At 35.0% G+C, this 25057-nt stretch carries 23 protein-coding genes; 16 read left to right on the top strand and 7 right to left on the bottom strand.

Annotated features, from left to right (window positions below):
- Positions 1-78: 78 nt before the first annotated feature.
- From ACP7AT_RS06760 to ACP7AT_RS06720, 9 genes are all read left to right on the top strand, one after another.
- A complete protein-coding gene (locus ACP7AT_RS06760) occupies positions 79-738 on the top strand; it encodes a TetR family transcriptional regulator C-terminal domain-containing protein (RefSeq protein WP_426063565.1) in 660 nt (219 codons plus the stop codon).
- Positions 738-2045, top strand: a complete 1308-nt coding sequence (locus tag ACP7AT_RS06755; RefSeq protein WP_426063563.1) for an ABC1 kinase family protein — start codon at positions 738-740, stop codon at positions 2043-2045. The genes ACP7AT_RS06760 and ACP7AT_RS06755 overlap by 1 nt, the downstream gene beginning before the upstream one ends.
- Positions 2045-2179: a DUF2256 domain-containing protein gene (locus tag ACP7AT_RS06750; RefSeq protein WP_091206734.1), complete on the top strand. Its 135-nt coding sequence runs from the start codon at positions 2045-2047 to the stop codon at positions 2177-2179. Before ACP7AT_RS06755 ends, ACP7AT_RS06750 begins: the two co-directional genes overlap by 1 nt.
- On the top strand, positions 2155-3459 hold the full coding sequence (locus ACP7AT_RS06745) for a DASH family cryptochrome (protein WP_426063562.1): 1305 nt from the start codon (positions 2155-2157) through the stop codon (positions 3457-3459). Before ACP7AT_RS06750 ends, ACP7AT_RS06745 begins: the two co-directional genes overlap by 25 nt.
- 7 nt (positions 3460-3466) lie before the next feature.
- Positions 3467-4951, top strand: a complete 1485-nt coding sequence (locus ACP7AT_RS06740; RefSeq protein ID WP_426063561.1) for a deoxyribodipyrimidine photo-lyase/cryptochrome family protein — start codon at positions 3467-3469, stop codon at positions 4949-4951.
- Between the two features lie 40 nt (positions 4952-4991).
- On the top strand, positions 4992-5276 hold the full coding sequence (locus tag ACP7AT_RS06735; protein WP_426063560.1) for a TIGR03643 family protein: 285 nt from the start codon (positions 4992-4994) through the stop codon (positions 5274-5276).
- A gap of 50 nt (positions 5277-5326) precedes the next feature.
- Positions 5327-6010 carry an SDR family NAD(P)-dependent oxidoreductase gene (locus tag ACP7AT_RS06730; protein ID WP_426063559.1) on the top strand — a complete coding sequence of 228 codons (684 nt, stop codon included), beginning with the start codon at positions 5327-5329 and terminating at the stop codon, positions 6008-6010.
- A gap of 155 nt (positions 6011-6165) precedes the next feature.
- Entirely contained in the window at positions 6166-6777 is a 612-nt protein-coding gene (gene folE / locus ACP7AT_RS06725) for a GTP cyclohydrolase I FolE (protein ID WP_244281805.1), read from the top strand.
- A gap of 139 nt (positions 6778-6916) precedes the next feature.
- Entirely contained in the window at positions 6917-8335 is a 1419-nt protein-coding gene (locus ACP7AT_RS06720) for an SDR family oxidoreductase (protein ID WP_426063558.1), read from the top strand.
- Between the two features lie 79 nt (positions 8336-8414).
- Here ACP7AT_RS06720 and ACP7AT_RS06715 read toward each other — a convergent pair whose 3' ends face one another.
- The 7 genes from ACP7AT_RS06715 to ACP7AT_RS06685 all read right to left on the bottom strand — a co-directional run bounded on the left by ACP7AT_RS06715 (position 8415) and on the right by ACP7AT_RS06685 (position 15126).
- Complete coding sequence (locus ACP7AT_RS06715) at positions 8415-9710, bottom strand: cryptochrome/photolyase family protein (RefSeq protein ID WP_426063557.1); 1296 nt, start codon at positions 9708-9710, stop codon at positions 8415-8417.
- The gene (locus tag ACP7AT_RS06710; RefSeq protein WP_426063556.1) at positions 9710-10171 is read right to left on the bottom strand and encodes an SRPBCC family protein; all 462 of its coding nucleotides are present in this window, start codon (positions 10169-10171) and stop codon (positions 9710-9712) included. The genes ACP7AT_RS06715 and ACP7AT_RS06710 overlap by 1 nt, the downstream gene beginning before the upstream one ends.
- Positions 10172-10357: 186 nt before the next feature.
- Positions 10358-10798: a sterol desaturase family protein gene (locus ACP7AT_RS06705; RefSeq protein WP_426063555.1), complete on the bottom strand. Its 441-nt coding sequence runs from the start codon at positions 10796-10798 to the stop codon at positions 10358-10360.
- Between the two features lie 46 nt (positions 10799-10844).
- Positions 10845-11684 (bottom strand): phytoene/squalene synthase family protein, encoded by an 840-nt coding sequence (locus ACP7AT_RS06700; RefSeq protein ID WP_426063554.1) that lies wholly within the window; start codon positions 11682-11684, stop codon positions 10845-10847.
- 1 nt (position 11685) lies between these two features.
- The gene (locus tag ACP7AT_RS06695) at positions 11686-13161 is read right to left on the bottom strand and encodes a phytoene desaturase family protein (protein WP_426063553.1); all 1476 of its coding nucleotides are present in this window, start codon (positions 13159-13161) and stop codon (positions 11686-11688) included.
- Positions 13162-13199: 38 nt separating this feature from the next.
- The gene (locus ACP7AT_RS06690; RefSeq protein WP_426063552.1) at positions 13200-14096 is read right to left on the bottom strand and encodes a MerR family transcriptional regulator; all 897 of its coding nucleotides are present in this window, start codon (positions 14094-14096) and stop codon (positions 13200-13202) included.
- A 79-nt stretch (positions 14097-14175) separates the two neighbouring features.
- Complete coding sequence (locus tag ACP7AT_RS06685; RefSeq protein ID WP_426063551.1) at positions 14176-15126, bottom strand: ion channel; 951 nt, start codon at positions 15124-15126, stop codon at positions 14176-14178.
- 232 nt (positions 15127-15358) lie between these two features.
- On the opposite strand from ACP7AT_RS06685, the gene ACP7AT_RS06680 reads away from it, so the two are divergent.
- The 7 genes from ACP7AT_RS06680 to ACP7AT_RS06650 all read left to right on the top strand — a co-directional run bounded on the left by ACP7AT_RS06680 (position 15359) and on the right by ACP7AT_RS06650 (position 25056).
- Positions 15359-15994 carry a phosphoribosyltransferase gene (locus ACP7AT_RS06680; protein ID WP_426063550.1) on the top strand — a complete coding sequence of 212 codons (636 nt, stop codon included), beginning with the start codon at positions 15359-15361 and terminating at the stop codon, positions 15992-15994.
- A gap of 384 nt (positions 15995-16378) precedes the next feature.
- Positions 16379-16540: a hypothetical protein gene (locus ACP7AT_RS06675; protein ID WP_426063549.1), complete on the top strand. Its 162-nt coding sequence runs from the start codon at positions 16379-16381 to the stop codon at positions 16538-16540.
- A gap of 334 nt (positions 16541-16874) precedes the next feature.
- Entirely contained in the window at positions 16875-17765 is an 891-nt protein-coding gene (locus ACP7AT_RS06670; protein WP_426063548.1) for a dienelactone hydrolase family protein, read from the top strand.
- 611 nt (positions 17766-18376) lie between these two features.
- Positions 18377-19912, top strand: a complete 1536-nt coding sequence (locus ACP7AT_RS06665; RefSeq protein ID WP_426063547.1) for a CHRD domain-containing protein — start codon at positions 18377-18379, stop codon at positions 19910-19912.
- Between the two features lie 773 nt (positions 19913-20685).
- Positions 20686-21513 (top strand): prolipoprotein diacylglyceryl transferase, encoded by an 828-nt coding sequence (gene lgt / locus ACP7AT_RS06660; protein WP_426063546.1) that lies wholly within the window; start codon positions 20686-20688, stop codon positions 21511-21513.
- A gap of 902 nt (positions 21514-22415) precedes the next feature.
- Positions 22416-23873: a M28 family peptidase gene (locus ACP7AT_RS06655; protein WP_426063545.1), complete on the top strand. Its 1458-nt coding sequence runs from the start codon at positions 22416-22418 to the stop codon at positions 23871-23873.
- Positions 23874-23985: 112 nt separating this feature from the next.
- Complete coding sequence (locus ACP7AT_RS06650) at positions 23986-25056, top strand: ATP-grasp domain-containing protein (protein ID WP_426063544.1); 1071 nt, start codon at positions 23986-23988, stop codon at positions 25054-25056.
- Position 25057 lies beyond the last annotated feature (1 nt).

Genomic DNA, 25057 nt, shown 5'->3' with positions numbered 1-25057 from the left:
TATTAAATTTTGTTTAACTTTATTAATATATCGTTAAACATTTTGTACCTTTATACTTTAATTTGAAAAACACTAAAAATGGCTATTAAAAAAACGACAATAACAAAAGACAAAATAGTTTCAATGTACATGAATTATGTACTTGATCATAGCGAAAAACCCAAGTCAGTCTATCATTTTACAAAATTGAATAATTCTACCGAAGCGGAATTCTATGCGTTTTTTGGAACTATAGAAAGTATCGAAAAAGAAATTTTCAAAATGTTTACTGAAAAAACAATCGAGTTACTAAATAAGAATAAAGAATACGAGATGTATGACATGAAAAGCAAAATGCTTAGTTTTTACTTTACCTTTTTCGAAATATTGACTGCCAATAGAAGCTACGTCGTTTTTGTTCTAAAAGAGCACAACAATCAGTTGAAAAAACTAATGCAATTATCTGGACTCAGAAACAGCTTCAAAAACTTTCTGACTGAAATCATTTCTGATGACTTTAGAACGCAACAAGAAAAGCTCCAAAATTTCCAAGAGAAAACATTTCAGGAAACATCATGGATTCAACTTTTATTGACATTGAAATTTTGGCTGGATGATTCTTCACCTTCGTTCGAAAAAACAGACATTTATATTGAAAAATCGGTGAAAGTGACTTTTGAATTAATGAACATTGCTCCTATTGACAGCTTAATCGATTTTGGAAAATTTATTTTCAAAGAAAAAATTTACAACAAGTAATGAAAACAATAGACTACATCCCTACATCAAAAATTGAAAGAGCGACAAAACTGGTGCAAACCGGTGCAAAAGTTGGTGTAAACTACCTCAAATACTACGGAGAAAAAATGGTTAATTCTGATTTGACCCGTGATAAATTAAATGAAGACAATGCCGAAGATATTTATGACGGATTAAAGAGTTTAAAAGGAAGCGCGCTCAAAGTTGCACAAATGTTGAGCATGGACAAAAGTTTTTTGCCTCAGGCTTACGTGGAGAAATTTTCACTTTCGCAATTTTCAGTTCCACCACTATCGGCGCCATTGGTACTGAAAACATTCAAGACAAATTTTGGTAAAACTCCTTATGAAATCTTTGATGAATTTAACGCCAATTCTAAGAATGCTGCAAGCATTGGGCAAGTTCATGTCGCAGTAAAAGATGGTAAAAAACTCGCGGTAAAAATTCAATATCCCGGAGTTGCCAACAGTATTTCTTCGGATTTAGCGATGGTAAAACCCATCGCAGTGAGAATGTTTAACCTTCAGGGGAAAGATTCTGATAAATATTTTAAGGAAGTCGAGGACAAATTGATTGAGGAAACCAATTATTTATTGGAATTAAAACAAAGCCAAGAAGTAGTTGCTGCCTGTAAAAAAATTCAAAATTTAGTCTTTCCAAATTACTATCCTGAATTCTCCTCAGAGAAAATTATCACAATGGACTGGATGAGCGGCAAGCACCTTTCAGAATTTACAAAAATAAATACCGATCAGGAAGTAGCCAATAGAATTGGTCAAGCATTATGGGATTTTTACATGTACCAAATTCATGTTTTGAAAAAGGTACACGCTGATCCGCATCCGGGAAATTTCTTGGTGAATGAAGAAAATCAATTAGTGGCACTGGATTTTGGTTGCATGAAACAAATTCCAAATGACTTTTACACTCCTTATTTTGAATTAATTGACAAAAAAGTAATAAATAGTCCTAAACTGTTCAATGCAAAGTTGTTTGAATTGGAAATTTTACGTGTGGATGATTCGAAAGAAGAAGTGGCTTATTTCACGGAATTATTTTATGATTTGTTATCACTGTTTACAAAACCTTTTCAAGAAGAAACATTCGATTTTTCGGATGAGACTTTTTTTGAAAGCATAGCGGCTTTAGGTGAACGTTTTTCAAAAGATACCAATCTACGAAAAATGAACGGCAATCGAGGTTCTAAACATTTTATTTACATGAACCGAACGTTTTTTGGGTTGTATAATTTGATGTTTGATTTAAAAGCGAAAATCGTTGTCAATGAATTTGAAAAATATAAATAGTGAAAAAGGAGCATCTTCCTTCAAAAATGTGTTTGGTATGTAACCGACCATTTACTTGGCGGAAAAAATGGGAAAAAGTTTGGGACGAAGTAAAATATTGTAGCGAAAAATGCAAAAGAAACAAAAAGGGTTAGTTTGGTTTAGAAATGATTTAAGAGTTCACGATAACGAATCGTTGACGAATGCTATTAGTGAAAATAATACTGTGCTTGCAGTGTATTGTTTCGATCCAAGGCATTTTGAAAAGACAGGTTTTGGATTCAAAAAAACAGAAAAGTTTCGCGCAAAATTCCTGATTGAATCTGTAAAGGAATTGAAACAAAATCTGGAAAAATTGAATATTCCGCTTTTGGTTTATCACCAAAAACCGGAAGATGTTATTCCGAAAATTATCGCTTTAAATGAAATTAGTGCTGTTTATTTTCAAGAGGAATGGACGAGTGAAGAAATGGAAGTTTTAGAGAATATTAAAGCTAAAGTTCCAGATTCAGTATCTTTCAAGAGCACTTACAATCAATTCTTGTTTCATCCAGATGCGATTCCGTTCGATATTCAAAAGATTCCAAATGTTTTTACACAATTCAGGAACCAATGTGAGAAATCGACGAAAATCCGACCTGAATTTAAAGTGCAAACGCTGTCTAAAGAAAATTGGATTACAAACACAACAGCAATTCCTACAATGGAAATACTGGGATTTACTGATTTTGAAACAGATTCCAGAACCGCATTCCCTTTTGCTGGCGGTGAAGACGAAGCGCAAAAACGCTTGCAGAATTATTTTTGGGAAACCAAAAAATTAAGCGTTTATAAATTGACCCGCAACGGATTAATTGGAACTGATTTTAGTTCGAAGTTTTCTCCTTGGTTGGCAAACGGTTCCATTTCGGCGAAAACTATTTATTGGGAAATTATAAAATATGAACAACAAATTGGGAAAAATGATTCGACTTACTGGCTGATATTCGAACTGATTTGGAGGGATTATTTTAAATACATTTCGTTGAAAAATGGCAATTCTATTTTTAAAATTGGAGGAATTTTAGATAAAAATTACGATTGGAAAAATAATACATCTGCCATAAACAATTGGATCAACGGTACCACACATGAGCCGTTTGTTAATGCCAATATGATTGAACTGCGGGAAACAGGCTGGATGAGCAATCGCGGCAGACAAAATGTAGGTTCCTATTTTGCAAAGAATCTGTTGTTAGACTGGCGTATCGGAGCTGCGTATTTTGAAGCAATGCTCATTGATTACGATGTTCACAGCAATTACGGAAACTGGATGTATGTTTCAGGAGTAGGCAACGATCCTAGAGATCGAAAATTTAATATAAAATTACAAGCCGAAAATTACGACGGACAATCAAAGTTCCAAAAATTATGGCTGCAACAACAATTATTTTAAAAAGTAAATGAATACAAACAAGAAACATATCAATGTGGTTTGGTTTAAGAGAGACCTTCGTTTAGCGGATAACGAAGCAATTTTTAATGCAACAAGAACAGATATACCCACTTTGTTGCTTTACGTATTCGAAAAATCTTTAGAAAACGATTCACATTACAGTTCAAGACATTGGAATTTCATCAAGCAATCACTTGTTGACATCAACAAACAATTGGAACAATCAAACACGCAAGTATTAGCAGTGTCTTCGGAGGTGCTTCAGGTTTTTAATATACTCGAAGAAACATACAAAATTGAAACGGTGTATTCACATCAGGAAACCGGTTTGAAAATTACGTACGAAAGGGACAAAACCTTTAAACGTTTTTGTAAAAACAATCAAGTCAATTGGGTTGAAAACACCAATAACGGTATATTCAGGGCGTTGAGAAACAGGACAAACTGGGTTTCAAAATGGGAAAAATACATGAATGAACCGCAATTTATTTTTGATTCCAAAGCAGAAAATTTCCTTGATGCAGAAGCGATTAGTGAACTGGAAAAAGTTTTAGAAAAGACAAATTTAGAAACTGTTCCGGATACTATTTTCCAAAAGGGAGGCAGCACCATGGCTGGTAAATATTTACAAAACTTCTTTGAAGAACGCTACCTCAATTACAGTTCCCATATATCGAAACCTTTATTGGCTCGGAAAAGTTGCAGCAGATTATCACCATACATAGCTTGGGGAAATTTATCTTCTAGACAAGTTTTGCAAAAATCGGCAACCTTCAGATTGACGTCTAACCATAAAAAGCAAATCGATTCATTTGTTTCAAGACTTACTTGGCAGGCACATTTCATCCAAAAATTCGAAATGGAAGAAGTTATGGAGTTTGAAAGTGTCAATAAAGGTTTCCATTCGTTAAAAAAGAAAGTGAATGAAAATTATATTGAAGCTTGGAAAACAGGACAAACAGGCTTCCCATTAATTGATGCTTGCATGCGCTGTTTGAATGAAACGGGTTATTTAAATTTTAGAATGCGTGCCATGTTAGTCTCTTTTTTCACGCATAATTTATGGCAGCCTTGGCAAGAAGCCACACAACATTTATCACAAATGTTTTTGGATTTCGAGCCTGGAATACATTTTCCGCAGTTGCAAATGCAGGCTGGTGAAACCGGAATCAATATGTTACGTATCTACAATCCAATTAAAAATAGTTACGAACACGATCCTGATGGTGAATTTATAAAAAAATGGGTGCCCGAATTGCGCAATTTACCACGTGCATTTGTACATGAACCTTATAAAATGACCTATTTAGACCAAAGGTTTAATGACTTTGAAGTGGGTATCAATTATCCGAAACCAATTGTAAATATGGAACGAACGAGAAAATTTGCCAGTGATTTTTTATGGAAAATGAAAAAAAATCCATTGGTAAAAGAGGAAAGTTTCCGCATCCTAAAGTTACACACCATGGCTGATATAGGCGACAGCGAATAATTTTAAGAAATCAATAGCAATATCAAATAAACAAAATACCGTGACTATAAAAAAAGAACTTACTGATTTAGACAAAGACCGAATCATAGAAATGGCTTGGGAAGACCGAACTACTTTTGATGCTATCTTATTGCAATTTGGATTAAAAGAACAAGAAGTGATCGACTTGATGCGTACCGAAATGAAACCATCTAGTTTTAAAATGTGGCGTGAAAGAGTACAAGGTCGCAAAACAAAGCATGAAAAGTTAAGAGATTTTCGAGAAGGTCGGTTTAAGTGTACGATGCAAAGACAAATTAACAATAACAAGATTTCCAAGCGATAGAGCTTAGTGTTCAATGAGCAGTAATCTGTTAAAATAATAACATATAAAAAATGAAAAATATAGTAATCATTGGCGGTAGTAAAGGAATTGGTAGTGCTATTTTGTTGCAACAATTAGAGACAAACTTGGTTTACAACATCAGCAGAAACGCACCTGTTATCACACATCCCAACCTAAAACATTTTTCCGTGGATGTTTTAAAAGATACACTTCCGGAAATAGAAGCTATAGATACATTAATTTATTGTCCGGGTTCTATCAATTTAAAACCTATTGGAAGCCTGAGCATAGATGATTTTAGAAACGATTTTGAAATTAATGTCATTGGTGCTGTAAAAACCATTCAGAAATATTTACCTATTTTAAGGAAAGGGACTAATCCTTCGATTGTTTTGTTCAGTACGGTGGCTGCAAAATTAGGAATGCCGTTTCATGCCAGTATTGCTACTGCAAAAGCGGGAGTGGAAGGATTAGTAAAATCGCTGGGAGCAGAACTGGCATCGGTAGTACGCATCAATGCCATTGCTCCCACGATTACCGAAACAACACTTGCAGCAGGTATTTTGAGAAATGATCGAATGAAGGAAAATATGGTAGAGCGCCATCCGATGAAAGGCTATCTAAAACCGGAAGAAGTAGCTAACATGGCCAATTTTCTAATTTCAGAAAATGCCAAATCTATTTCAGGTCAAGTTTTCGAAATGGATTATGGAATCGTGACTTTTAAAATTTAAATATAAATTAAAAGCTATCAGATGGCGTTTTTTTCACCATCAAGGAATAAAGGAGAAGCGCTTCATCTTTAGTAATTCCGCAATGGTTACAAAAAAAAATTTAAAAACATCCAATAAAATAATTAGCCAAACTTAAAATTGAAATACAGCATACCATGATAAAAGAAATGAAAAGTTACGAAAAAATCGAACAATATGATACTGAAATAACGCAAGCATTAGCAGATAACTACAAAGTAATTATTGAAAATTTAGGCGAAGATGTTACTCGCGAAGGTCTTGAAAAAACACCCGAACGCGTAGCTAAAGCCATGCAATATTTAACTCATGGTTACGGATTAGATCCATTAGAGATATTAAAATCGGCTATGTTTACCGAAGATCATAAACAAATGATTGTGGTAAAAGATATCGAAGTGTACTCCATGTGCGAACACCACATGTTACCATTTTTTGGAAAAGCACACGTAGCGTATATTCCAAACGGGAAAATTGTGGGATTGAGTAAAATCCCAAGAGTCGTGGATGCTTTTGCCAGAAGAATGCAAGTGCAGGAACGATTGACGGACCAAATAAAAAATTGTATTCAAGATGCTTTAAACCCACTTGGAGTAGCAGTAGTGATTGAAGCGCAACACATGTGCATGCAAATGCGTGGTATTCAGAAACAGAATTCAGTTACAACAACATCATCTTTTACAGGAGCTTTCGAGAAAGACAAAACAAGAAAAGAATTCATTAGCTTACTTTCTAACAAATTGAGTTAAATGTAATTATTAACAGGTCAGGTTTCTCATTAACTAAAAATAGCTCACAGATTAAACGAATTAAACAAATTGTAACTGATTTTTTAATTTGTTTAAAATGCGAGTTAATTCGTGTAACACGTAGCAAAAAATACAAATCATGAAAATTCTCTTAACAGGCGCAACAGGTTATATAGGGAAGCGACTTTTACCACTGCTGATAGCGCAAGGACACGATCTAATTTGTTGTGTGAGAGATAAAAACAGATTTTATTGTCCTGTTGAATTTCAAAAAAATGTTACGGTAATTGAGGTTGACTTTCTGAAGCAAGAAACATTGACCGCTATTCCTGCAGCTATTGATACAGCTTATTATCTGATTCATTCTATGTCGGGATCAGCATCCAATTTTGATGAATTAGAAAGTGAATCGGCATTGAATTTCGTGCAACGGCTGAATGAAACTGCAGCCAAACAAGTTATTTATTTGAGCGGAATTGTCAATGACAAATCGCTTTCGAAACATTTATCTTCCAGAAAAAAAGTCGAAGAAATTTTAAATACAGGAACTTTCGCCACAACCACTTTACGAGCTGGAATTATTGTTGGTTCTGGAAGCGCGTCGTTCGAAATCATTCGGGATTTAGTGAATAAACTTCCCATTATGATAACGCCAAAATGGCTTAATACTAAGTGCCAACCGATTGCAATTCCTGATGTTCTTGAATTTTTATCCAAATCATTATTAAATCCTGTAACATACAATCAGAGTTTTGATATTGGCGGACCGGATATTTTAACATATAAAGAAATGCTTTTGGGTTTTGCTGAAGCCAAAAAATTAAAGCGATGGATATTTACAATTCCTGTAATGACGCCAAAATTATCCTCGTATTGGTTGTATTTTGTCACCTCAACATCTTACAGGCTCGCGTCAGCTCTGGTCAGCAGCATGAAAGTGGAAGTCGTTTGTAGTGATAACCGAATAAATGATTTATTGCATGTAACCCCAATGTCGTACAAACAAGCATTATCTCGTGCTTTGATAAAAGTAGACGAAGACAAAGTAGCTTCAAGCTGGAAAGATTCCTTAATAAGCGGACGTTTTAACAGTAACATGTCGGAATATTTGAAAGTTCCAAAAAAGAATTGCTTTATCGACCGACGCAAAATGGAAATCATCGACCGGGATTTTACCATCAGAAGGATTTGGTCTATCGGTGGTGATACAGGTTGGTATTATGGCGATTGGTTGTGGGATTTACGAGGATTTATTGACAAATTATACGGTGGTGTGGGTTCCCGAAGAGGAAGAACGAACCGACATGATATTCATTCCGGAGATGCTTTGGATTTTTGGCGCGTTTTGTATGCCAACAAAGAAGAAGGAAAATTAATTTTGTTTGCCGAAATGAAACTTCCGGGTGAAGCTTGGTTAGAATTCAAAATTATCGGAAATACTTTATATCAATCCGCAACTTTCAGACCTGAAGGTATTTGGGGGAAGTTATACTGGTATTCTGTTTTGCCGTTTCACGGATTTATCTTTAACGGAATGCTGCAGAAATTAATTAAATAATTTTCTTTTTTACACATATAAGTCATGTACGTTTTTAGATAATGTTTTAAAACTTAAATGACTTATATGTTAAATCCTTTTACTTTAAAATTCCCGCTTTGTAAGTTGCAATTGCTCTGTCTCTTGCCATTGCGTGCTCTACCATTGGTTTTCCATAACCTAAATCGAATTCTTTAATCCATTTGCGGATGTAGATTCCTTTTTCATCGAATTTTTTTTGTTGTATCTCCGGATTAAAAACACGAAAGTAAGGTGCGGCATCACAACCGGTTCCGGCTGCCCATTGCCAGTTGCCAACATTGGCAGACATATCGTAATCCAATAATTTCTCCGCAAAATAGGCTTCTCCCCATTGCCACTGAATCATTAAATGTTTGCACAAGAAACTCGCTACTACCATGCGGACTCTGTTGTGCATGTAACCGGTTTCATTGAGCTGACGCATCCCGGCATCAACCATTGGATACCCTGTTGTTCCAGTACACCAACGTTTAAAGTCAGCTTCGTCATTGCGCCATTGAATCCCATCATAAGCCGCTTTAAAGTTTTGCGTAACTACTTTTGGAAAACTAAATAATATTTGCATGAAGAATTCTCTCCAAATCAACTCACTCAAAAATACATCGTTTTTATGAAATGCCCAATTGACTAATTTCCGGACGCTTACAGTTCCAAAACGCAAATGTGGTGACAAATGAGAGGTTTTATCCAAGGCCGGAAAATCTCTTATTTCTTGATAATTTGATATAAATTTTAGGTTATGAGGCTTTACTTTTGAGGAACTCTCTTCGAAACCTATTTGTTCCAAAGTAGGAAAAGCAAAACTGTGTTTGTGGAAATTAGAAAAATGTACTTCGGTGTCGTATTCCTGAACCGGAGTCATTGATTTGTATTTTTCTAACCATTTGTTTTTAAATGGAGTGTAAACCGTGTATGGTAGTCCATCTGCTTTTGTGATTTCTTTTTCTTCAAATATAACTTGGTCTTTATAAGAATAAGTAATGATTTCATTTGTTTCTAAGAATTCTCGAATTGCCGTGTCACGTTGTATTGCGTAAGGTTCGTAATCTTTGTTAAAGAAAACTTCTTTGACGTCAAATTCTTGTAAAAGAGACTGCCAAACATCCAAGGTTTTTCCTTTTTTGATTAAAAGTGAACTTCCTGTTTCCTGTAATTGCGCATTTATTTTACTAAGTGATTCGTAAATAAATCCTACTCGGGCATCGTTTTTTGGTAAACTGTCTAAAATGGAATCATCAAAAATAAATAATGGTATTACCAAATATTTAGACTGTAAGGCTTGAAATAAACCAAAGTTATCTTCCAGACGCAAATCGCGCCTAAACCAAAAAATAGAAACTTGTTGTTTGCTCATTACTTTGAATTAAACATTTTGTCCACTGCAGTAACGCGATACGCAAAAATGGATTTCAATTTATTTTTTACGACCAACGTATTCATGATTCGACCCAGAAAACCAAGTGGTAATCCGTAATGTACCACATCCGTCATTTTGGTTCCGTTTGGTGTTGCTTCAAAGAAATGCTTATGATGCCAAAAACTGTATGGACCAAAACGTTGTTCGTCTATGAAATAACTATTTTCCTTTACTTGAGTAATTAAAGTCATCCAAGACAAAGTGACTCCAAAAAGTGGTGTTACTTTATATTGAATAATTTGCCCTGGATACATGGATTTATGATCGTAATCCGTGATTTGAAAACCCATTCCTTCTGGTGTGATCTTCTGAAGATTTTTTGGATTCGAAAAAAAAGCCCAGCATTCTTCGACAGTTGCATTAACGTGCTGAACGGTTTCTTGTTTGTATATTTTCATGGTTGTGTTTTAAAGATAAATACCTTAATGGAACACTGAGTTCGCGTGAGGGATAAAAGTGGAGCTCTTTTTATGACTACCCTGTCAGGGTTCAAAACCCTGACAGGATGGCTATAAAAAAGCGGGAACGGATAGCCCGACCCAACTGTAACGCTAGTGAAAGTGAGGTCACGCCCCAATTACTCTTTAAATTTTGTAGTATTTGAAAGGTACGAAAAGCATTCCGAAACATTCTCCGTACTCTTTGCCCAAATGTTTGTGATGTATTTTATGGGCTTTTCGCAAACCGATTAAATACTTGTTGTTGGTGTGTTTGAACCACTTAAACCGTTGATGGATTAAGACATCATGGATCATGAAATAACACAGACCGTAAAACATAATTCCCAGTCCGATGAAGAATTTATAGTTCAAACCTCCTTCGACACCATAATAAAACAGTACGATACTTGGAACAGCAAAAATTACAAAAAAGATATCATTCCGTTCAAAAACATTCGCGTATTTAGGTTCATGATGATCCGCATGGAAGTACCACATTGATCCGTGCATTACATATTTATGGGTGCACCAGGTTACGCATTCCATTATTAAAAAAGTACCTAGAAAAATCAAGAAAAATATCATTTTGTTATGTATTTAAGTGTAACAATTTTTTAAAATAAGTTGTCATTTAAACTAACTTTAATTTATAAGACACAAAAGATTTTGCCAGCAAACCGGCTTTGGTGTAGTTAGAAACTCGGATTCTTGCACTTCCTATTTCGTGACAAGGCGTGTTTTCTAACTTTTTTAATAGTTTTTTGTAGTACACAAACGCTGTATACACGCCAAACTTAGCTTCAATAGGAAGTTTTATAATTCCTTCGTAAGCCACTCTGAAATCTTCTTCGATTTCATTGATGATAGCCGTTTTCGCATTTTCATCAAAAGAATTCAAGTCAACTCCGGGAAAATAATTGCGGTTCAAAACCAAATTATCGTCCTTTAAATCTCGCAGGAAATTTACTTTCTGGAACGCAGAACCTAACCGCATCGCTTCACCTTTCAGTTGCTCATATCGTTTATTATCCCCGGCCACAAAAACCTTTAGACACATTAAACCAACGACATCCGCAGAACCGTAAATGTAGGCGTCATACTCTAATTTACTGTGATAATCTGATTTTATCAAATCTAATTTCATACTTTTTAGAAAAGCCTGAATAAGGTCGTCCGTTATATTATACTGTTTAACCGTGTGCTGGAAAGAGTTTAATATTGGATTTAGACTTATTCCTCTTTCAAAGGCTTTGTAATACTCATCTTCAAACTCAGTGATTAAACTTTCTTTATCATAACCATGGAAGGTATCCACGATTTCATCCGCAAAACGAACAAAACCATAAATGCTATAAATGGCATCCCTTATACTTGGCGACAGCATATACACCGCCAAAGAGAAAGAGGTACTGTAATTTTTAGTAACTAACTTGCTACATTTAAAAGATACATCATCAAATAATTCCTTCATACTATTGTTCTGAAAATTGCTTATTAATTAATTCCGATACTAATTTTCCAGAAATTAGTGCTGGTGGAACGCCTGGTCCCGGCACGGTCAATTGACCGGTAAAATATAAATTCTTAACCTTTTTGCTCTTTAACTTTGGTCTCAAAAATGCTGTTTGCATCAAAGTGTTCGCCATTCCGTAAGCATTTCCTTTGTAAGAATTGTATTCTGACACAAAATCATTTTTACAGAATGATTGTTTAAAAATAATATTATTTTTTACACTTTGTTGTGTTAAAGTTTCAAAACGATCCATTATTTTTTCAAAATATTCTTCTCTCAACGACTCAGTATCATTGATTCCCGGAGCTAAAGGTACCAGAAAAAAGCCAGATTCCATTCCTTCCGGAGCGGCAGTTTTATCGGTCACCGAAGGAAAATTTGCATAAAACAACGGTTCTTTTGGCCACTGCGGTTCATCATAAATATCTTTGGCGTGTTGGTAAAAATCAACATCAAAAAACAATGCATGATGCGAAATGTTTTCAATTTTTTTGTTGAAACCTACATAAAACAATAACGATGAAGGTGCGAAAACTCTGCTGTCCCAATATTTCTCAGAATACGCTCTGTGTTCCTGATTCAATAAGGTTTCGGTGTGATGGTAATCTGCACCGCTCAAAATCAAATCGGAAGCAATGATTTCACCATTGACCTGAATGGCTACTGCTGTTTTATTTTCGACGATAATTTTTTCGATGTTGGAATTGGTTTGAAATTTCACTCCCAATTCTAACGCTAAATTTTCCATGCCTCGCACCACATCAAACATTCCTGTTTTGGGGTGCCAAGTTCCCAAACCAAAGTCGGCGTAATTCATAAAACTGTAAAACGACGGCGTATCCGAAGGTTTGGCTCCCAGAAACAATACTGGAAATTCCAGAATTTGAATCAGCCTTTCATTCTTAAATTTTTTACGAACATCTTTACTAACAGTGCTGAGAAATTGTCCCACTTTCATGGCTGTTTCCAAAGTTATTAATTCGAGTGCTGAAACGCCCGGACGGTACACTAAATCTTTGATGGCGATATCATAATTGCTTTTAGCCTCAGCCATAAAGTCATTCAGTAATTTGCCGCTGCCTTTTTCGATAGCCTCAAAAGCAAGTGTAATATCCGCTAAATTGTCTGCTATTGTTATAAAATCATCAATTCCGTAATACACTCGGTAGGCAGGAGACAATTTTATGAGTTCATAATAATCCGTGGTTTTTTTTCCAAAATCAGCAAAGAAACGTTCGAAAACGTCTGGCATCCAATACCAACTTGGCCCCATGTCAAAAGTAAATCCTTCTCTCTTTAGTTGTCGTGCTCGTCCGCCTACAGCATCATTTTTTTCATATATTGTGACATCGTGGCCGCTCTGTGCTAAATACGCCGAAGCTGCTAATGCAGAGAACCCAGAACCTATAATCGTAATCTTTTTTATTTTCTTCATTTGTTTAGCAAATATACGAATTGTTTAAACAAGAACAGTTAAATCCAGTCGACTAATTCCGTAATTGAATTAAAAATTGTAATTCGCTCCGAAACTTCTTCTTTTTTAATAAACTCAACCATTCGTCCAATATACCATAATTCAGTGGTATCATCCAACAACTCATCAGACATTTTTTGAATGTAACTGTCGATAATATCTTTTTCGGGTTGCACCGTAAGGTACGATACAAAAACAATGGAATTAAAATGCTTTTTCAAATCTTTCAGATTTTCAATCGGCATACTTTCCCCTAAATATATCGTCTTGTAGCCATTCAACAGAATTTCATAATTAAGATACATTAATCCTAATTCGTGGATTTCATTCATAGGAAGTGACAAAACGAAAACTTTATCGAGTTTGGTTTGTTTTAAAATCTGAAGCTTTTCAGTATTGATTAAAAGTTTTTGTTTAATTAAATAGCTGATAAAATGTTCGTGAGCAGGCGTTATAGTATCAGACTGCCACAACAATCCAAGTTCATTCATTAAAGGAATGAAAACTTGATGAAAAATTTCTTTGAATGATTTTTCCGCAATCAACCAATTATAGGTATTAAAAAATAGCTCTTGGTCAAAGTTCATCATTGCCATTTTGAACTCACTAATAGCGTGACTTTTGGCTGTTTTACTCGATATTATTTCGCGTACTAAAGACGGTATTTTTTCTTGTGGATAAGTCGCTATTTTTGAAATTTTATAACCATAATCATGTAATAATGTGATGTTTAATAGTTTTTGCAAACTCACCAAATCATATAATCGGATATTTGTATCAGTACGCATCGGCTGAAGGATATCATACCTTTTCTCCCAAATTCGTATCGTATGCGCTTTGATCCCTGAAAGGTTTTCAAGATCTTTTATACTAAACACACTTTTTATATTGTTCATCTTTTGTCTAAATTTATTAAACAAATGTAAAATATTAATTTAACATTCTGCTCAAAATAAATAAAAACTATGCGTAATACTATAAATCAACGTTGTTGTAAACATTTAACTTATCCAAATTAAGAATTGTTCTTGAATTGTCGGCACTTCTGGTGTACATCGGTTCAAATTGGGCACCGTAAATAACCTCGTCAAAAGTATACGAGGTGCGAGCGGCAACAGTATTACTAAACATATCGTCAAAGGTTTTTATAAAGACGAGTATCTCACCATTGGTTGTTTTAAAATCAGCTGCCGTGAATTTATAAAGCGGACTGTCTTCTGTAATTGGATGTACTAAGGTCCAACTTAAAGTCAATGCATTTATCTTGTCCAATTCTAATTCCAGCGCGTAGAATTTATTGGTCCTTCTCCCGTTTTCCTCCACGCTCATCCCAAGAGTTATTTTGGCTTCAGCATCCGTGAAATTTGTATTTTTAAATGGTGTGGTTCTAATCATCAAACCGGTAATTTCTCCATATGGTGCAATTACAGCGTTATGGGAAAACTTCAAAAAAGCGGTAGGCTTACTAAATCGGCCAAAAAATAAACCCGTAGCAATGGCAAAACTCAATAACCCTATCAGCGCTTCGGCAGCAGAAAGCGCACTGGCTAAAAAACCGCTAGGACTTATATGCCCGTAACCCACTGTGGTAAAGGTTTGCGCACTGAAAAAATAAGCCTGTCCAAATTTGACCCATTCATTATCTGTAGTTGAAATCCCATTCAGATGTTCGATTCCAATTCCGTAATAAACAGAAGCAAATACAAAATTGATAGCCACGTAAAACGAGAGAATGATCAGTATAAATTTCCACCCTTGCATATCAATCATAGTGTGATACCAACTGATGCGATGCAAAAAATGCATTCCCTGTTTTTCTACATTAGCCGTCCCATTTTTATTAACGAAACGTCCGCCATAATTATTGGCGTTAGTTCCAAAACCTGTATTCTTATCAGCTTTTGATTTGGCATTTATTGTATTCAAGGGAAGATTTTTTTTTAATAATTATTTGCTAGTAAATTTAGTTAAAATCCCGTTCAAAAAAAGATGCTTTTTCCAGTTAAATTAAAATTCATGTAAAACCCAAACTAATCGAGAAAATTTCCATTCGAGATTCAACTATTAAATACAAAAAAAATGGCATAAAATATAAAACTACTTGAAAATCAGTACCTTTATATTTATTATTTACAATAATTATTAAAAACTAAATAGAATGAATAACGAGCTACTAAAAGATAGAATTGAGGCTGGATTATTGCTTTCTGAAAAATTAAAAAAATACCAAGATACAAATAGCGTAATTCTTGCCGTTCCCAGAGGTGGCGTTCCTGTGGGAATCGTAATTTCAAAAACCTTACATCTTCCTCTGGATATTGTACTCGCAAAAAAAATTGGTCATCCTTCTAATAAAGAATTTGCGATTGGGGCTGTTTCCATGGACTCCATGATTCTTGATGAGCATTCAGACATCCCTAAAAAGTTTATCGACGATGAAATTATTAGACTCCGACAACAATTGGATGAAAAATATGGACGATATATGGGCAACAGAAAACCGCTTGATCTCGAAAATAAAAACGTGATTTTAGTAGATGATGGCATTGCGACAGGAAATACGCTGCTCTCCTGTATCACTATGTTGCGAAAAAAAAATCCTTCAAAAATAATCGTAGCTGTTCCAGTAATACCCTATGATACAGTACCATTATTTGAAAAAAATGCTGATGAGTTAATTTATTTGACTGCTTCTAAATATTTTAGGGGAGTTGGTAGTTTTTATGAAGAGTTTAACCAGGTGGAAGATGAAGAAGTAATTCAAATGCTACGCTTAGGTACAACAACTGAGTAAGGCGATCTTACAGTTTGTAACATAATTAAAATTAGAAATCATGGAAAAATTAGATTTGGATATTCCTTTAACGAAAGTGACATAAAAAGGAGATTTGATACGACCGGAAATCGCGACCGGAATCGATTTGTTCCCTTACGAAAGAGGCAGCAACGTACCCAACCCCCGAAATAGAATGGTAGCAGAACTTATTTAGCAATAAAACATGGGCAGTGTCCTTTTTGATTTACTCAACGAAGAAGAAAATGAAATGCACAAAAATCACTTTCATATTGATTTTCTGAATGACTCTTTCATTGAAACGACACAATCGATACTGCAATAAGACAAAACCAGCAAACTTACCATCGTTTTTTTGGGGCACGTACAAAAGCCACATCTGCATTGCGCACAACAACACATTCCAACGAAAAAATTAAAGCTCTGGTTTCCGATGGCGGGCGTTTGGATTTAGTCATAACCGAATTGCCGCTCTTCACTGCTCCCACTACATTTATTGTAGGAAGTCTTGACACTACGGTAATCATGATGAACAAAATGGCTTAAAAAAACTGAAATCAATAAAACAATTAACTGTAGTTTCCAATGCCAACCATCCTTTTGAAGAAGCCGGTTAAGTACAGGAATTGCTGGTTGTTTTTTTGAAAAATAAACTATAAAATTTGCGTAAATCCAAATTATCAGCGTCCTTAAAACATGCATTTATTGTATTACCAAAACGCCAATCTTGCGACCTCTCTTTGTGGTTATAAAAAAATATACCAAAAAGCAATTAGAATTCCATTTTGCCTTGTTGTAACTGATTGCTCTAAAAAATGAAATTACTGTCCTGTAAAACAATCACTTTTTTTCCTAATTTAGTTGAATCAAAAAAAATGCTATGAAAGAAATAACCAAAAAAGATATCAGTCAGGAAATATTTGACTTATATGACGACTATGCCCACAATAAAATTGAAAGAAGACAATTTGTCGAGAAACTCTCCCTTTTTGCGGTAGGAACACTCACGCTTCCGTCACTTCTGAGTTTTATGACGCCCAATTACGTGGATTCTATCTTAATCAAGCCAGACGATCCAAGACTACAATCAGAATTTATAACTTACGATTCTCCTAAAGGCGGCGGAACGATCAAAGGACTTTTATCGCAACCTACCGCAACCAAAAAGAAACTACCGGGAATCATTGTCGTACATGAAAACCGCGGACTGAATCCGTATATTGAAGATGTAGGACGAAGAGCCGCCATGGAAGGCTTCATCACTTTAGCACCGGATGCATTATCTCCTTTGGGCGGTTATCCCGGAAATGATGATGCAGGAAGGGAATTACAAAAAAAACGGACCCGTGAAGAAATGCTCGAAGATTTCATTGCAGCTTACAAATACCTAAAATCGCACAAAGATTGTAATGGCCATATAGGTGTGGTAGGATTTTGTTTTGGCGGCTGGATTGCCAATATGATGGCGGTCAAAATACCAAAATTATGTGCCGCAGTTCCGTATTACGGTGGACAGCCCACTGCAGCAGAAGCTGAAAAAATAAAAACGCCAATCATGGTACACTATGCCGGTTTAGACACCCGGGTAAATGAAGGTTGGCCCGCTTACGAAGCGATCCTTAAAAAAAACAAAGTAGAACATGTCGCTTACTTCTATGAAGGTGTGAATCATGGTTTTCATAACAATACGACTCCCAGATACGATGAAAAAGCCGCGACTTTATCGTGGACAAGAACGATAGATTTTTTCAAGGAGAAATTGAAGAAATAGTTTTATTTTTTAAAGTCCCTTGATCGGGGCTTTTTTTGGAATTAATTTTAATTATTTGCGAAGAAAACATTACGTAAATTGAACTATCTTTTAACAAGCGGGCAAAGTCCATGAAGATAAAGATGGGCAAAGGGCCTGAGTTCATTGCTAAAATAACCAGAGGCTAAAGCGAGGTGCATCGGATCGGTTTCTTTTATATCCATTTGGGGAATCCCACCCAAAACGACTGCATAAAACGTTTCTTAGGCCGTTACAGCAGTGGGTCTAAAATGAGTTCCTCTTTAGGTACATAGACCGGTTCAGCGAAACGGCAGAATCATGGAACAGGATTATAACTCCAAAAAGCCCCGCGAATCTCTTCGAGGCAAGTCGAAGGTACAACAGGCCGAATTTAATGTTTCTGGACGTTAGTTCCAGAAGAATTAAAAACGATACCTTTTTTGAAGTTTTGAACAAGCACCAAATTCTAATTTGGAAGCCATTCCAAATTCAGCTAATTAAATCATGACTGATCATTATTATGTTAAATAAATCACAAATTTACAAATATTAAGAAACAATTATAATTATTTTTGTTTAATCTTTACATAAAAAAACTAAACAAAAAGACTATGAAAAATTTTAGCAAATTATTTTCCTTATTGTGTTTTCTAGTAGTTAGCACAACTTTTTTTATTGGATGTAGTGATGACGACACTTCACCACAACTCACTGGGGAATCTAAACAATTCAACTTGTACACTAAATCAAACCCTGCTATCAGCGGAACCGTTACGTTTTCGAAAAGAAATGATAATGCTACGCTTATTACTGTTCAATTAAGCGGCACAAATGCTGGTGGAAGTCATCCTGCACACATCCATGCTGGCACAGCAGCAGAAGGTGGAGCCATTTTACTCGACCTAACTTCTGTTACTGGAAGTACTGGTAAAAGTGAAACGGTTGTTACAGCTTTGAATAATGGCTCGCCCGTCACTTACGAGCAGTTAATTACTTTAGATGGTTATGTTAATACCCACCTCAGCGGTACCGATCTTGCAACATTGATAGCGCAAGGCGACATTGGTATTAATGAACTCACAAGTACCAGCAAAACGTATACCCTAAGTGCCGTTTCTAATAGTTCCATAAGTGGTACAGCGAAATTTACCAAAAGAGTAAGCGGTAAAGCTTTGGTAAGTATTGCGCTAACGGGAACAACTCCAGGAGTTAGTTCTATTGCACATATTCACGTTAATACTGTCGCTCAAACGGGCGGTGTAGTAGTAGATCTAACATCAGTAATTGGATCGACTGGAAAAAGTGATACTAGTGTAAACAAACTCAATACTGGAGTTGCCATAACTTATGATGAGCTCTTGAATTTTAATGGATATATAAATGTTCATGAAAGTGCTACCGCTTTATCAACATTAATCGCACAAGGTGATATTGGTAAGAACGAACTTACTAATACCAGTAAAACCTACACGCTAAATGCTGTTTCAAATAACGCCATAAGCGGCACAGCAAAATTTACAAAAAGGGTGAGTGGTGAAACTTTAGTAAGTATTTCCTTGACTGGCACAACTGCTGGAGTTAGTTCTCCCGCACACATCCATCTAAATACTGCGGCTCAGGGAGGAGCTATAGCTATCGACCTGACATCGATCATCGGTGCTACTGGAAAGAGTGAGACCAGCGTGAGTAAACTCAATAATGGAACCACCATTACCTATGAGGAGCTTCTAAATTTTAATGGATACATTAATGTTCATCAAAGCGCTAGTAATCTAGCAACCATAATCGCTCAGGGCAACATTGGAGCTAATGCAGTAAATTCGAATATTGTAAATTACAACATAACCAATTCAGGTTCTTCATCTTACGTATTTAATGGTGGGAATTTGACGAATGGAAGTAATCCAAATTTGACTTTGCAAAGAGGTAAAACGTATAGTTTTACTATGAATACACCAGGACATCCTTTCTTAATAAAGACCGTTCAAACGACCGGCAGTGCAAGCGCTTACAACAACGGCGTTACTAATAATGGTGCTTCGAGTGGTGTCATATCTTTTACTGTACCCAGTGATGCACCAAACACATTATATTACATCTGTGAGTTTCATTCCTCAATGACAGGTATTATAACAATTACCAATTAAGTAAAAAAAAAGTATTTAAATAAAGCCAGTGCAGATGTACTGGCTTTATTTATTGAAATTATCCCGTCTTAAAATAAGTAGCCCCATCACTAACCTATTTCCGAAAACTATCGAAAACCTCAGTAATAAATGCACATTTTTATGCTTAAAGACTAGTGACAAATTACTGTTTCATATTTGGTAAATAGATTTTTAAATATTAGCACTTATTACATAATAACAAATTCACTCTTACAATCAAAAACTACATAATTAATGCTACCCGCTCTCCGAAGTGTTATTGGAATTAAGCTGGGCAAATGCCTCCGACTTTGACCCTCGCTCTCCGAAGTGCTACTTGGTTTACTCTGGGCAAATGTCTCCGACTTTAATCTATAATGATAATCTACTAACACTAAATACAATCTTATAAAAAAAGCCCTACACGGGGCTTTTTCAATATATAAACCCAGATACCATGAAAAAGCCGCAACTTTATCTCGGATAAGAACAATTGATTTTTTTAAGGAGAAATTGAAGAAATAATAATTATAAGTTTTCATATTTAAAAGTCCCGGTAATGGGACTTTTTTAAATCTATTTTTTTTAAAAAAAATATTACATAAAAATAAGGGAGTTAGAAATTTGTTTACATTTGAAAATAAATAAAATCTGACGTTTATCCGACAAAGCCACCCAATTTAGGGATGATAAGTCTGATGTCGTCATTACTATATGCTATTTGGTGGCAAGTTTACCAAAATATCGCAAAAAATAGAAATTAATAAAAAAATATGATTGCATTGTACATAAATTGGGATTTTGACTCTGAAATAATAAACATTTACGGTTTTCCATTAAAATATTACGGACTTTTATTTGCTTGTGGTTTGGTTTTATGTATGTTCATTCTAAAAAGAATTTTTAAAAGAGAAAACTTAAAAGATAGTGCATACGAAGCATTGTTTGTTTATGGAATAATTGGAATTTTTGTCGGAGCGAGATTAGGACATTGTTTATTTTACGACTTTGATTATTATTCAAAAAATTTATTAGAAATTATTTTACCTATTAAGAAAACTCTAAACGGAGAATACAAATTTATTGGCTTTGCAGGTTTAGCAAGTCACGGAGGTACAGTTGGATTAATTATTTCACTCTATCTATATTCAAAAAAATATGAAATAAGCTATCTTAAAACACTGGACTTGATTGCAATTGTTGCGCCACTTGGAGCAACATTTATAAGACTTGCAAATTTAATGAACTCTGAAATGATTGGCAATCCGACTTCAATGCCATGGGCATTTATTTTTAAACGTGTTGACAATATACCAAGGCATCCAGCTCAACTTTATGAAGCAATTTCATATTTAATGATTTTTATTATCGTTTTCACTATTTACAACACTAAAAACATAAAGTTAGGAAATGGTTTTTTGTTTGGTTTAACAATAACTTTAATATTTGTAATGAGAATTTTAATAGAATTTCTAAAAATAAATCAAGTAGAATTTGAAAAAGGAATGAGTTTAAATATGGGGCAAATATTGAGTATTCCTTTTGTGTTATTGGGATTATACTTTGTAGCTTTTAATTTACTTAAAAACCAACCTAAATAAAAAAACCAGTCACCAACAGCGGTTTTGACCTAGTGTGTGATTTATTGGAATTACCGTTTCGCATCAACTCTTCTGCAAAGCCGAAAATTGAAAGGTTACGAATTTCCCACCATCTCAAAGCAGCTGGAAGTCAAACTCTTTAACAACCTTCTTTTTGATTGCTTACATTTTTTGTATTAAAAATCGCTTAAATTATTTGCGCAACCCCGATACCGCTTATATCACACAATCGTTAGCGCAGTTTTGTAAACTGTGCCCAGAACAATAGACAAAGCGTTAAATTCGAGTTTTAAAAATTTTCCAGATGCTGTCCAATATTTTACTGCTTTACAATCTAACTGCTCAATAATTATAACTAGAAACGGAAAATACTTTAAGCATTCTACAATTCCAATTATGACAGCTGAGGAATATTTATGTAGCATTATATAAACCGACTACTGCCAAAAGCTAGATTTCGTTGCGTCTATAACACCAACAATAAAACTCTTGCTGTTTTGCGTAATCGAAACATGAAATCAAACAAATGAATCCTGAATTAAATTTATTACTAACAAGAGAAGGTTTAGATATGAGCGACGACCTTAATGCTCCTAATAAACGGTTAAGAAACCAGGATACAAAATAAAGTCCCAAATAGAATCGTTATGCGACACATTTCTTAGTAAACGAAACGGATTTACGTTATATTCGGGAATTATTAGAGCGCAATAGTAGAAAAACTCACAGCCAATGAAGTACCAAAAGCATTCAGCAAATAAAAAGTCATTTTGATGATTTGTAATAAAACATTATCTATACATTTGGAAAGGCTTGTCTATTCAATAGTGATTACAGACCGGCTGCCAATACTTATAGATCCTTTACGATTTTAAACTTTTCAATTTTTAAAAATAAACCTTATGAAATCCAAACAAATTCTTCTTTTAATATTATTTATTTCCACTTCACTTTTTGCGCAAAGCACAGCACCACAATTAGATAAAATTAAGCAGCAAGATCTAAAAGATGATTTATATGAACTGGCGGGTGACGCCTTTAAGGGACGAAGAGGAGGAGAACTTGGCGAAATGCGAGCTTCTGTTTGGGTGGCTCAAAAGGCCCGTGAAGCTGGCCTTAAACCTGCAGGCGAAGATGGAACCTACTTCCAATTCTTTAATCTGAAACGCAGCCGTATGGCCAATAGTAGTACTGTTAATGTAAATGGTAAAGCACTTGATCTTTGGAAAGAGATTTGGCCAACTAATTTGGTTGACACTACCCTAGAAGGCTCCGTAGTTTGGTTAGACAAAATACCGGATAATACTGTCGATCTGAAAGGCAAAATTGTAGCTATGAATATTATGCCTCCAACCCCCGTTATTCAAGACTGGGTGAGCCTCTGGCAATATCGTTATACCGCTTCTGCCATGAATCAGCAGGGAAAAGAACTCCTCAGCCGCGGTGTTACTGCTATCATTTTTGTTGCTGATGATACTGTAGAATCACTTATTTCGTTTACGGGATTTCATTATCAAGAAGGAAGTTATGGAATTGAAGGTGCCGAATCCTCTACTGCAGCTACGGTACCAATTATATTGGCAAGTAAACAGTTAAAAAATATATTTTCTAAACAAGGCGCTTATTTAAAAACTAATTTGAAGGTAGAGAATTTTGACTATCCTTCTATTAATGTTGTTGCAAAGGTTGATGGAACTGATCCTAAACTGAAAGAGGAATATGTTTTATTCAGCGGTCACCAGGACCATGACGGAGTAGGACCTGCTGTTAACGGTGATCCTATCTGGAACGGTGCTGATGATAATGCATCAGTAACGGTAGCGATGCTTGCAATAGGGAATGCGTGGAGTACACAACCCGCTAAGCGATCGGCTTTATTTGTGTGGCACGGATCTGAGGAAAGAGGTTTATTGGGTTCTCGCTATTTTGTTAGCCATCCCACCGTTAAACTGCCCTCCATAGTTGCTGTTTTAAATGGCGATATGATAGGACGCAATGCATCTGATTCTGCGGCGCTATTAGGCGTAACAGAACCTCATCTTAATTCTTCTGACCTTGTAGCTATCACTTTAGCAGCTAATAAAAGTATTGCCAACTTCAAAGTAGATACTTCTTGGGATGCTGCAGATCACCCAGAGAATTGGTACTTCCGAAGCGATCATCTTCCCTATGCTCAAGCTAATGTTCCAGCAATATTTTTTACCACCTTATTGCACCCTGACTACCATACGCCCTTCGATAGCCCAGATAAAATTGACTATGTAAAACTTACTAAGATGACAAAGTGGATCTATGAAACCGGATGGAGAATTGCTGAAAGTGCCAAACGTCCTGCTTTAACTATTGAAATAAAAAAGTAAAAAATAACTAACTATTATGTTCTTAATTGACAAGCCATTTGTTTCCGATTTTCTTATCAAAACAATAAAAGATAATAATTATAAAATAATCGCAACCAAAGTAGCCAAAGAATTGATAAAAGATGATTCTTTGGCATGGATAGCCGAAGAGGAAGCACTCGCTTTACTAAAAAAAAATCCAGAGATTTCCGTCTATAGCAATTCAGAGAACGCATTAGCTTGGATTGATCAATACTATGGAGAAAGTGAATTATCAAGTCAATTACATGTTTTAAAAAATAAAGTAAAGTTTAGAGAACTTATAAAAGAGTTGTTTCCCGACTTTTATTTCAAGCAAATAAGTATTGAAGAAATTCAACGATTGTCCGATGATGAAATTCGATTCCCTTTTGTAATTAAACCTGCTGTTGGTTTCTTTAGCATAGGAGTTCATATAGTAGAAAATGAGAAAGACTGGATAAAAGCTAAAAGTGAGTTACAACCGGATAAACTTAAAAGTATATTTCCTGAAAATGTATTAAACACAAGTACTTTTATTATTGAAGAATTTATTCGTGGAGAAGAATATGCAATCGATTATTATTACGACAATAATGGAGATGCTGTTTTGTTAAACGTTTTACACCACCTCTTTTCATCCGGAACAGACACAAGTGATCGGGTTTATTCAACATCCAAAGCAATCATTGAAAAGTATAAAATTGATCTTGAATATTTTTTAAGTAAAATTGGTAAAGAGTTACATTTAAAAAATTTTCCGGCTCATGCAGAAGTCCGCATAGATGAAAATGGGAAAATAATCCCCATCGAAGTAAACCCTTTACGCTTTGGTGGATTTTGCACCACGGCCGACCTTCTAGGAGTAACTTTAGGATTTAATGAATACAAATGCTTTTGTGAAAATAAAAAACCAGACTGGGATTCTATATTTAAAGGCAAAGAGAATAAAATATTTAGTGTCATTGTTTTGGATAATAATTCAGGAATAATCCCTTCGGATATTTTAAGATTTAACTATTCAGATCTTGCTAAAGATTTTGAAAAACCAGTATTAATTAGAGAATTAGATATAAATAATTATCCTGTATTTGGATTTGCTTTTATTGAAAGTGCAGCCAGTAATAAAAAGGAATTAAATGATATTCTAACCTCTGATTTAAGAAAATATATAGTATCGAAATAAG

The organism is Flavobacterium sp. DSP2-3-1 (assembly GCF_049896865.1).
Classification (GTDB): domain Bacteria; phylum Bacteroidota; class Bacteroidia; order Flavobacteriales; family Flavobacteriaceae; genus Flavobacterium.
Note: the sequence above shows the minus strand (reverse complement) of the source record. Positions and strands in the feature narration are given on the sequence as shown.

Coding starts and splice junctions, on each gene's coding strand:
- ACP7AT_RS06760 (WP_426063565.1), top strand. CDS start 79: ATGGCTATTAAAAAAACGACAATAACAAAAGACAAAATAGTTTCAATG.
- ACP7AT_RS06730 (WP_426063559.1), top strand. CDS start 5,327: ATGAAAAATATAGTAATCATTGGCGGTAGTAAAGGAATTGGTAGTGCT.
- ACP7AT_RS06695 (WP_426063553.1), bottom strand. CDS start 13,161: ATGAAGAAAATAAAAAAGATTACGATTATAGGTTCTGGGTTCTCTGCA.
- ACP7AT_RS06710 (WP_426063556.1), bottom strand. CDS start 10,171: ATGAAAATATACAAACAAGAAACCGTTCAGCACGTTAATGCAACTGTC.
- ACP7AT_RS06740 (WP_426063561.1), top strand. CDS start 3,467: ATGAATACAAACAAGAAACATATCAATGTGGTTTGGTTTAAGAGAGAC.
- ACP7AT_RS06665 (WP_426063547.1), top strand. CDS start 18,377: ATGAAAAATTTTAGCAAATTATTTTCCTTATTGTGTTTTCTAGTAGTT.
- ACP7AT_RS06670 (WP_426063548.1), top strand. CDS start 16,875: ATGAAAGAAATAACCAAAAAAGATATCAGTCAGGAAATATTTGACTTA.
- ACP7AT_RS06705 (WP_426063555.1), bottom strand. CDS start 10,798: ATGATATTTTTCTTGATTTTTCTAGGTACTTTTTTAATAATGGAATGC.
- folE (WP_244281805.1), top strand. CDS start 6,166: ATGATAAAAGAAATGAAAAGTTACGAAAAAATCGAACAATATGATACT.
- ACP7AT_RS06755 (WP_426063563.1), top strand. CDS start 738: ATGAAAACAATAGACTACATCCCTACATCAAAAATTGAAAGAGCGACA.
- ACP7AT_RS06655 (WP_426063545.1), top strand. CDS start 22,416: ATGAAATCCAAACAAATTCTTCTTTTAATATTATTTATTTCCACTTCA.
- ACP7AT_RS06680 (WP_426063550.1), top strand. CDS start 15,359: ATGAATAACGAGCTACTAAAAGATAGAATTGAGGCTGGATTATTGCTT.
- ACP7AT_RS06690 (WP_426063552.1), bottom strand. CDS start 14,096: ATGAACAATATAAAAAGTGTGTTTAGTATAAAAGATCTTGAAAACCTT.
- ACP7AT_RS06715 (WP_426063557.1), bottom strand. CDS start 9,710: ATGAGCAAACAACAAGTTTCTATTTTTTGGTTTAGGCGCGATTTGCGT.
- ACP7AT_RS06745 (WP_426063562.1), top strand. CDS start 2,155: ATGCAAAAGAAACAAAAAGGGTTAGTTTGGTTTAGAAATGATTTAAGA.
- ACP7AT_RS06720 (WP_426063558.1), top strand. CDS start 6,917: ATGAAAATTCTCTTAACAGGCGCAACAGGTTATATAGGGAAGCGACTT.
- lgt (WP_426063546.1), top strand. CDS start 20,686: ATGATTGCATTGTACATAAATTGGGATTTTGACTCTGAAATAATAAAC.
- ACP7AT_RS06700 (WP_426063554.1), bottom strand. CDS start 11,684: ATGAAGGAATTATTTGATGATGTATCTTTTAAATGTAGCAAGTTAGTT.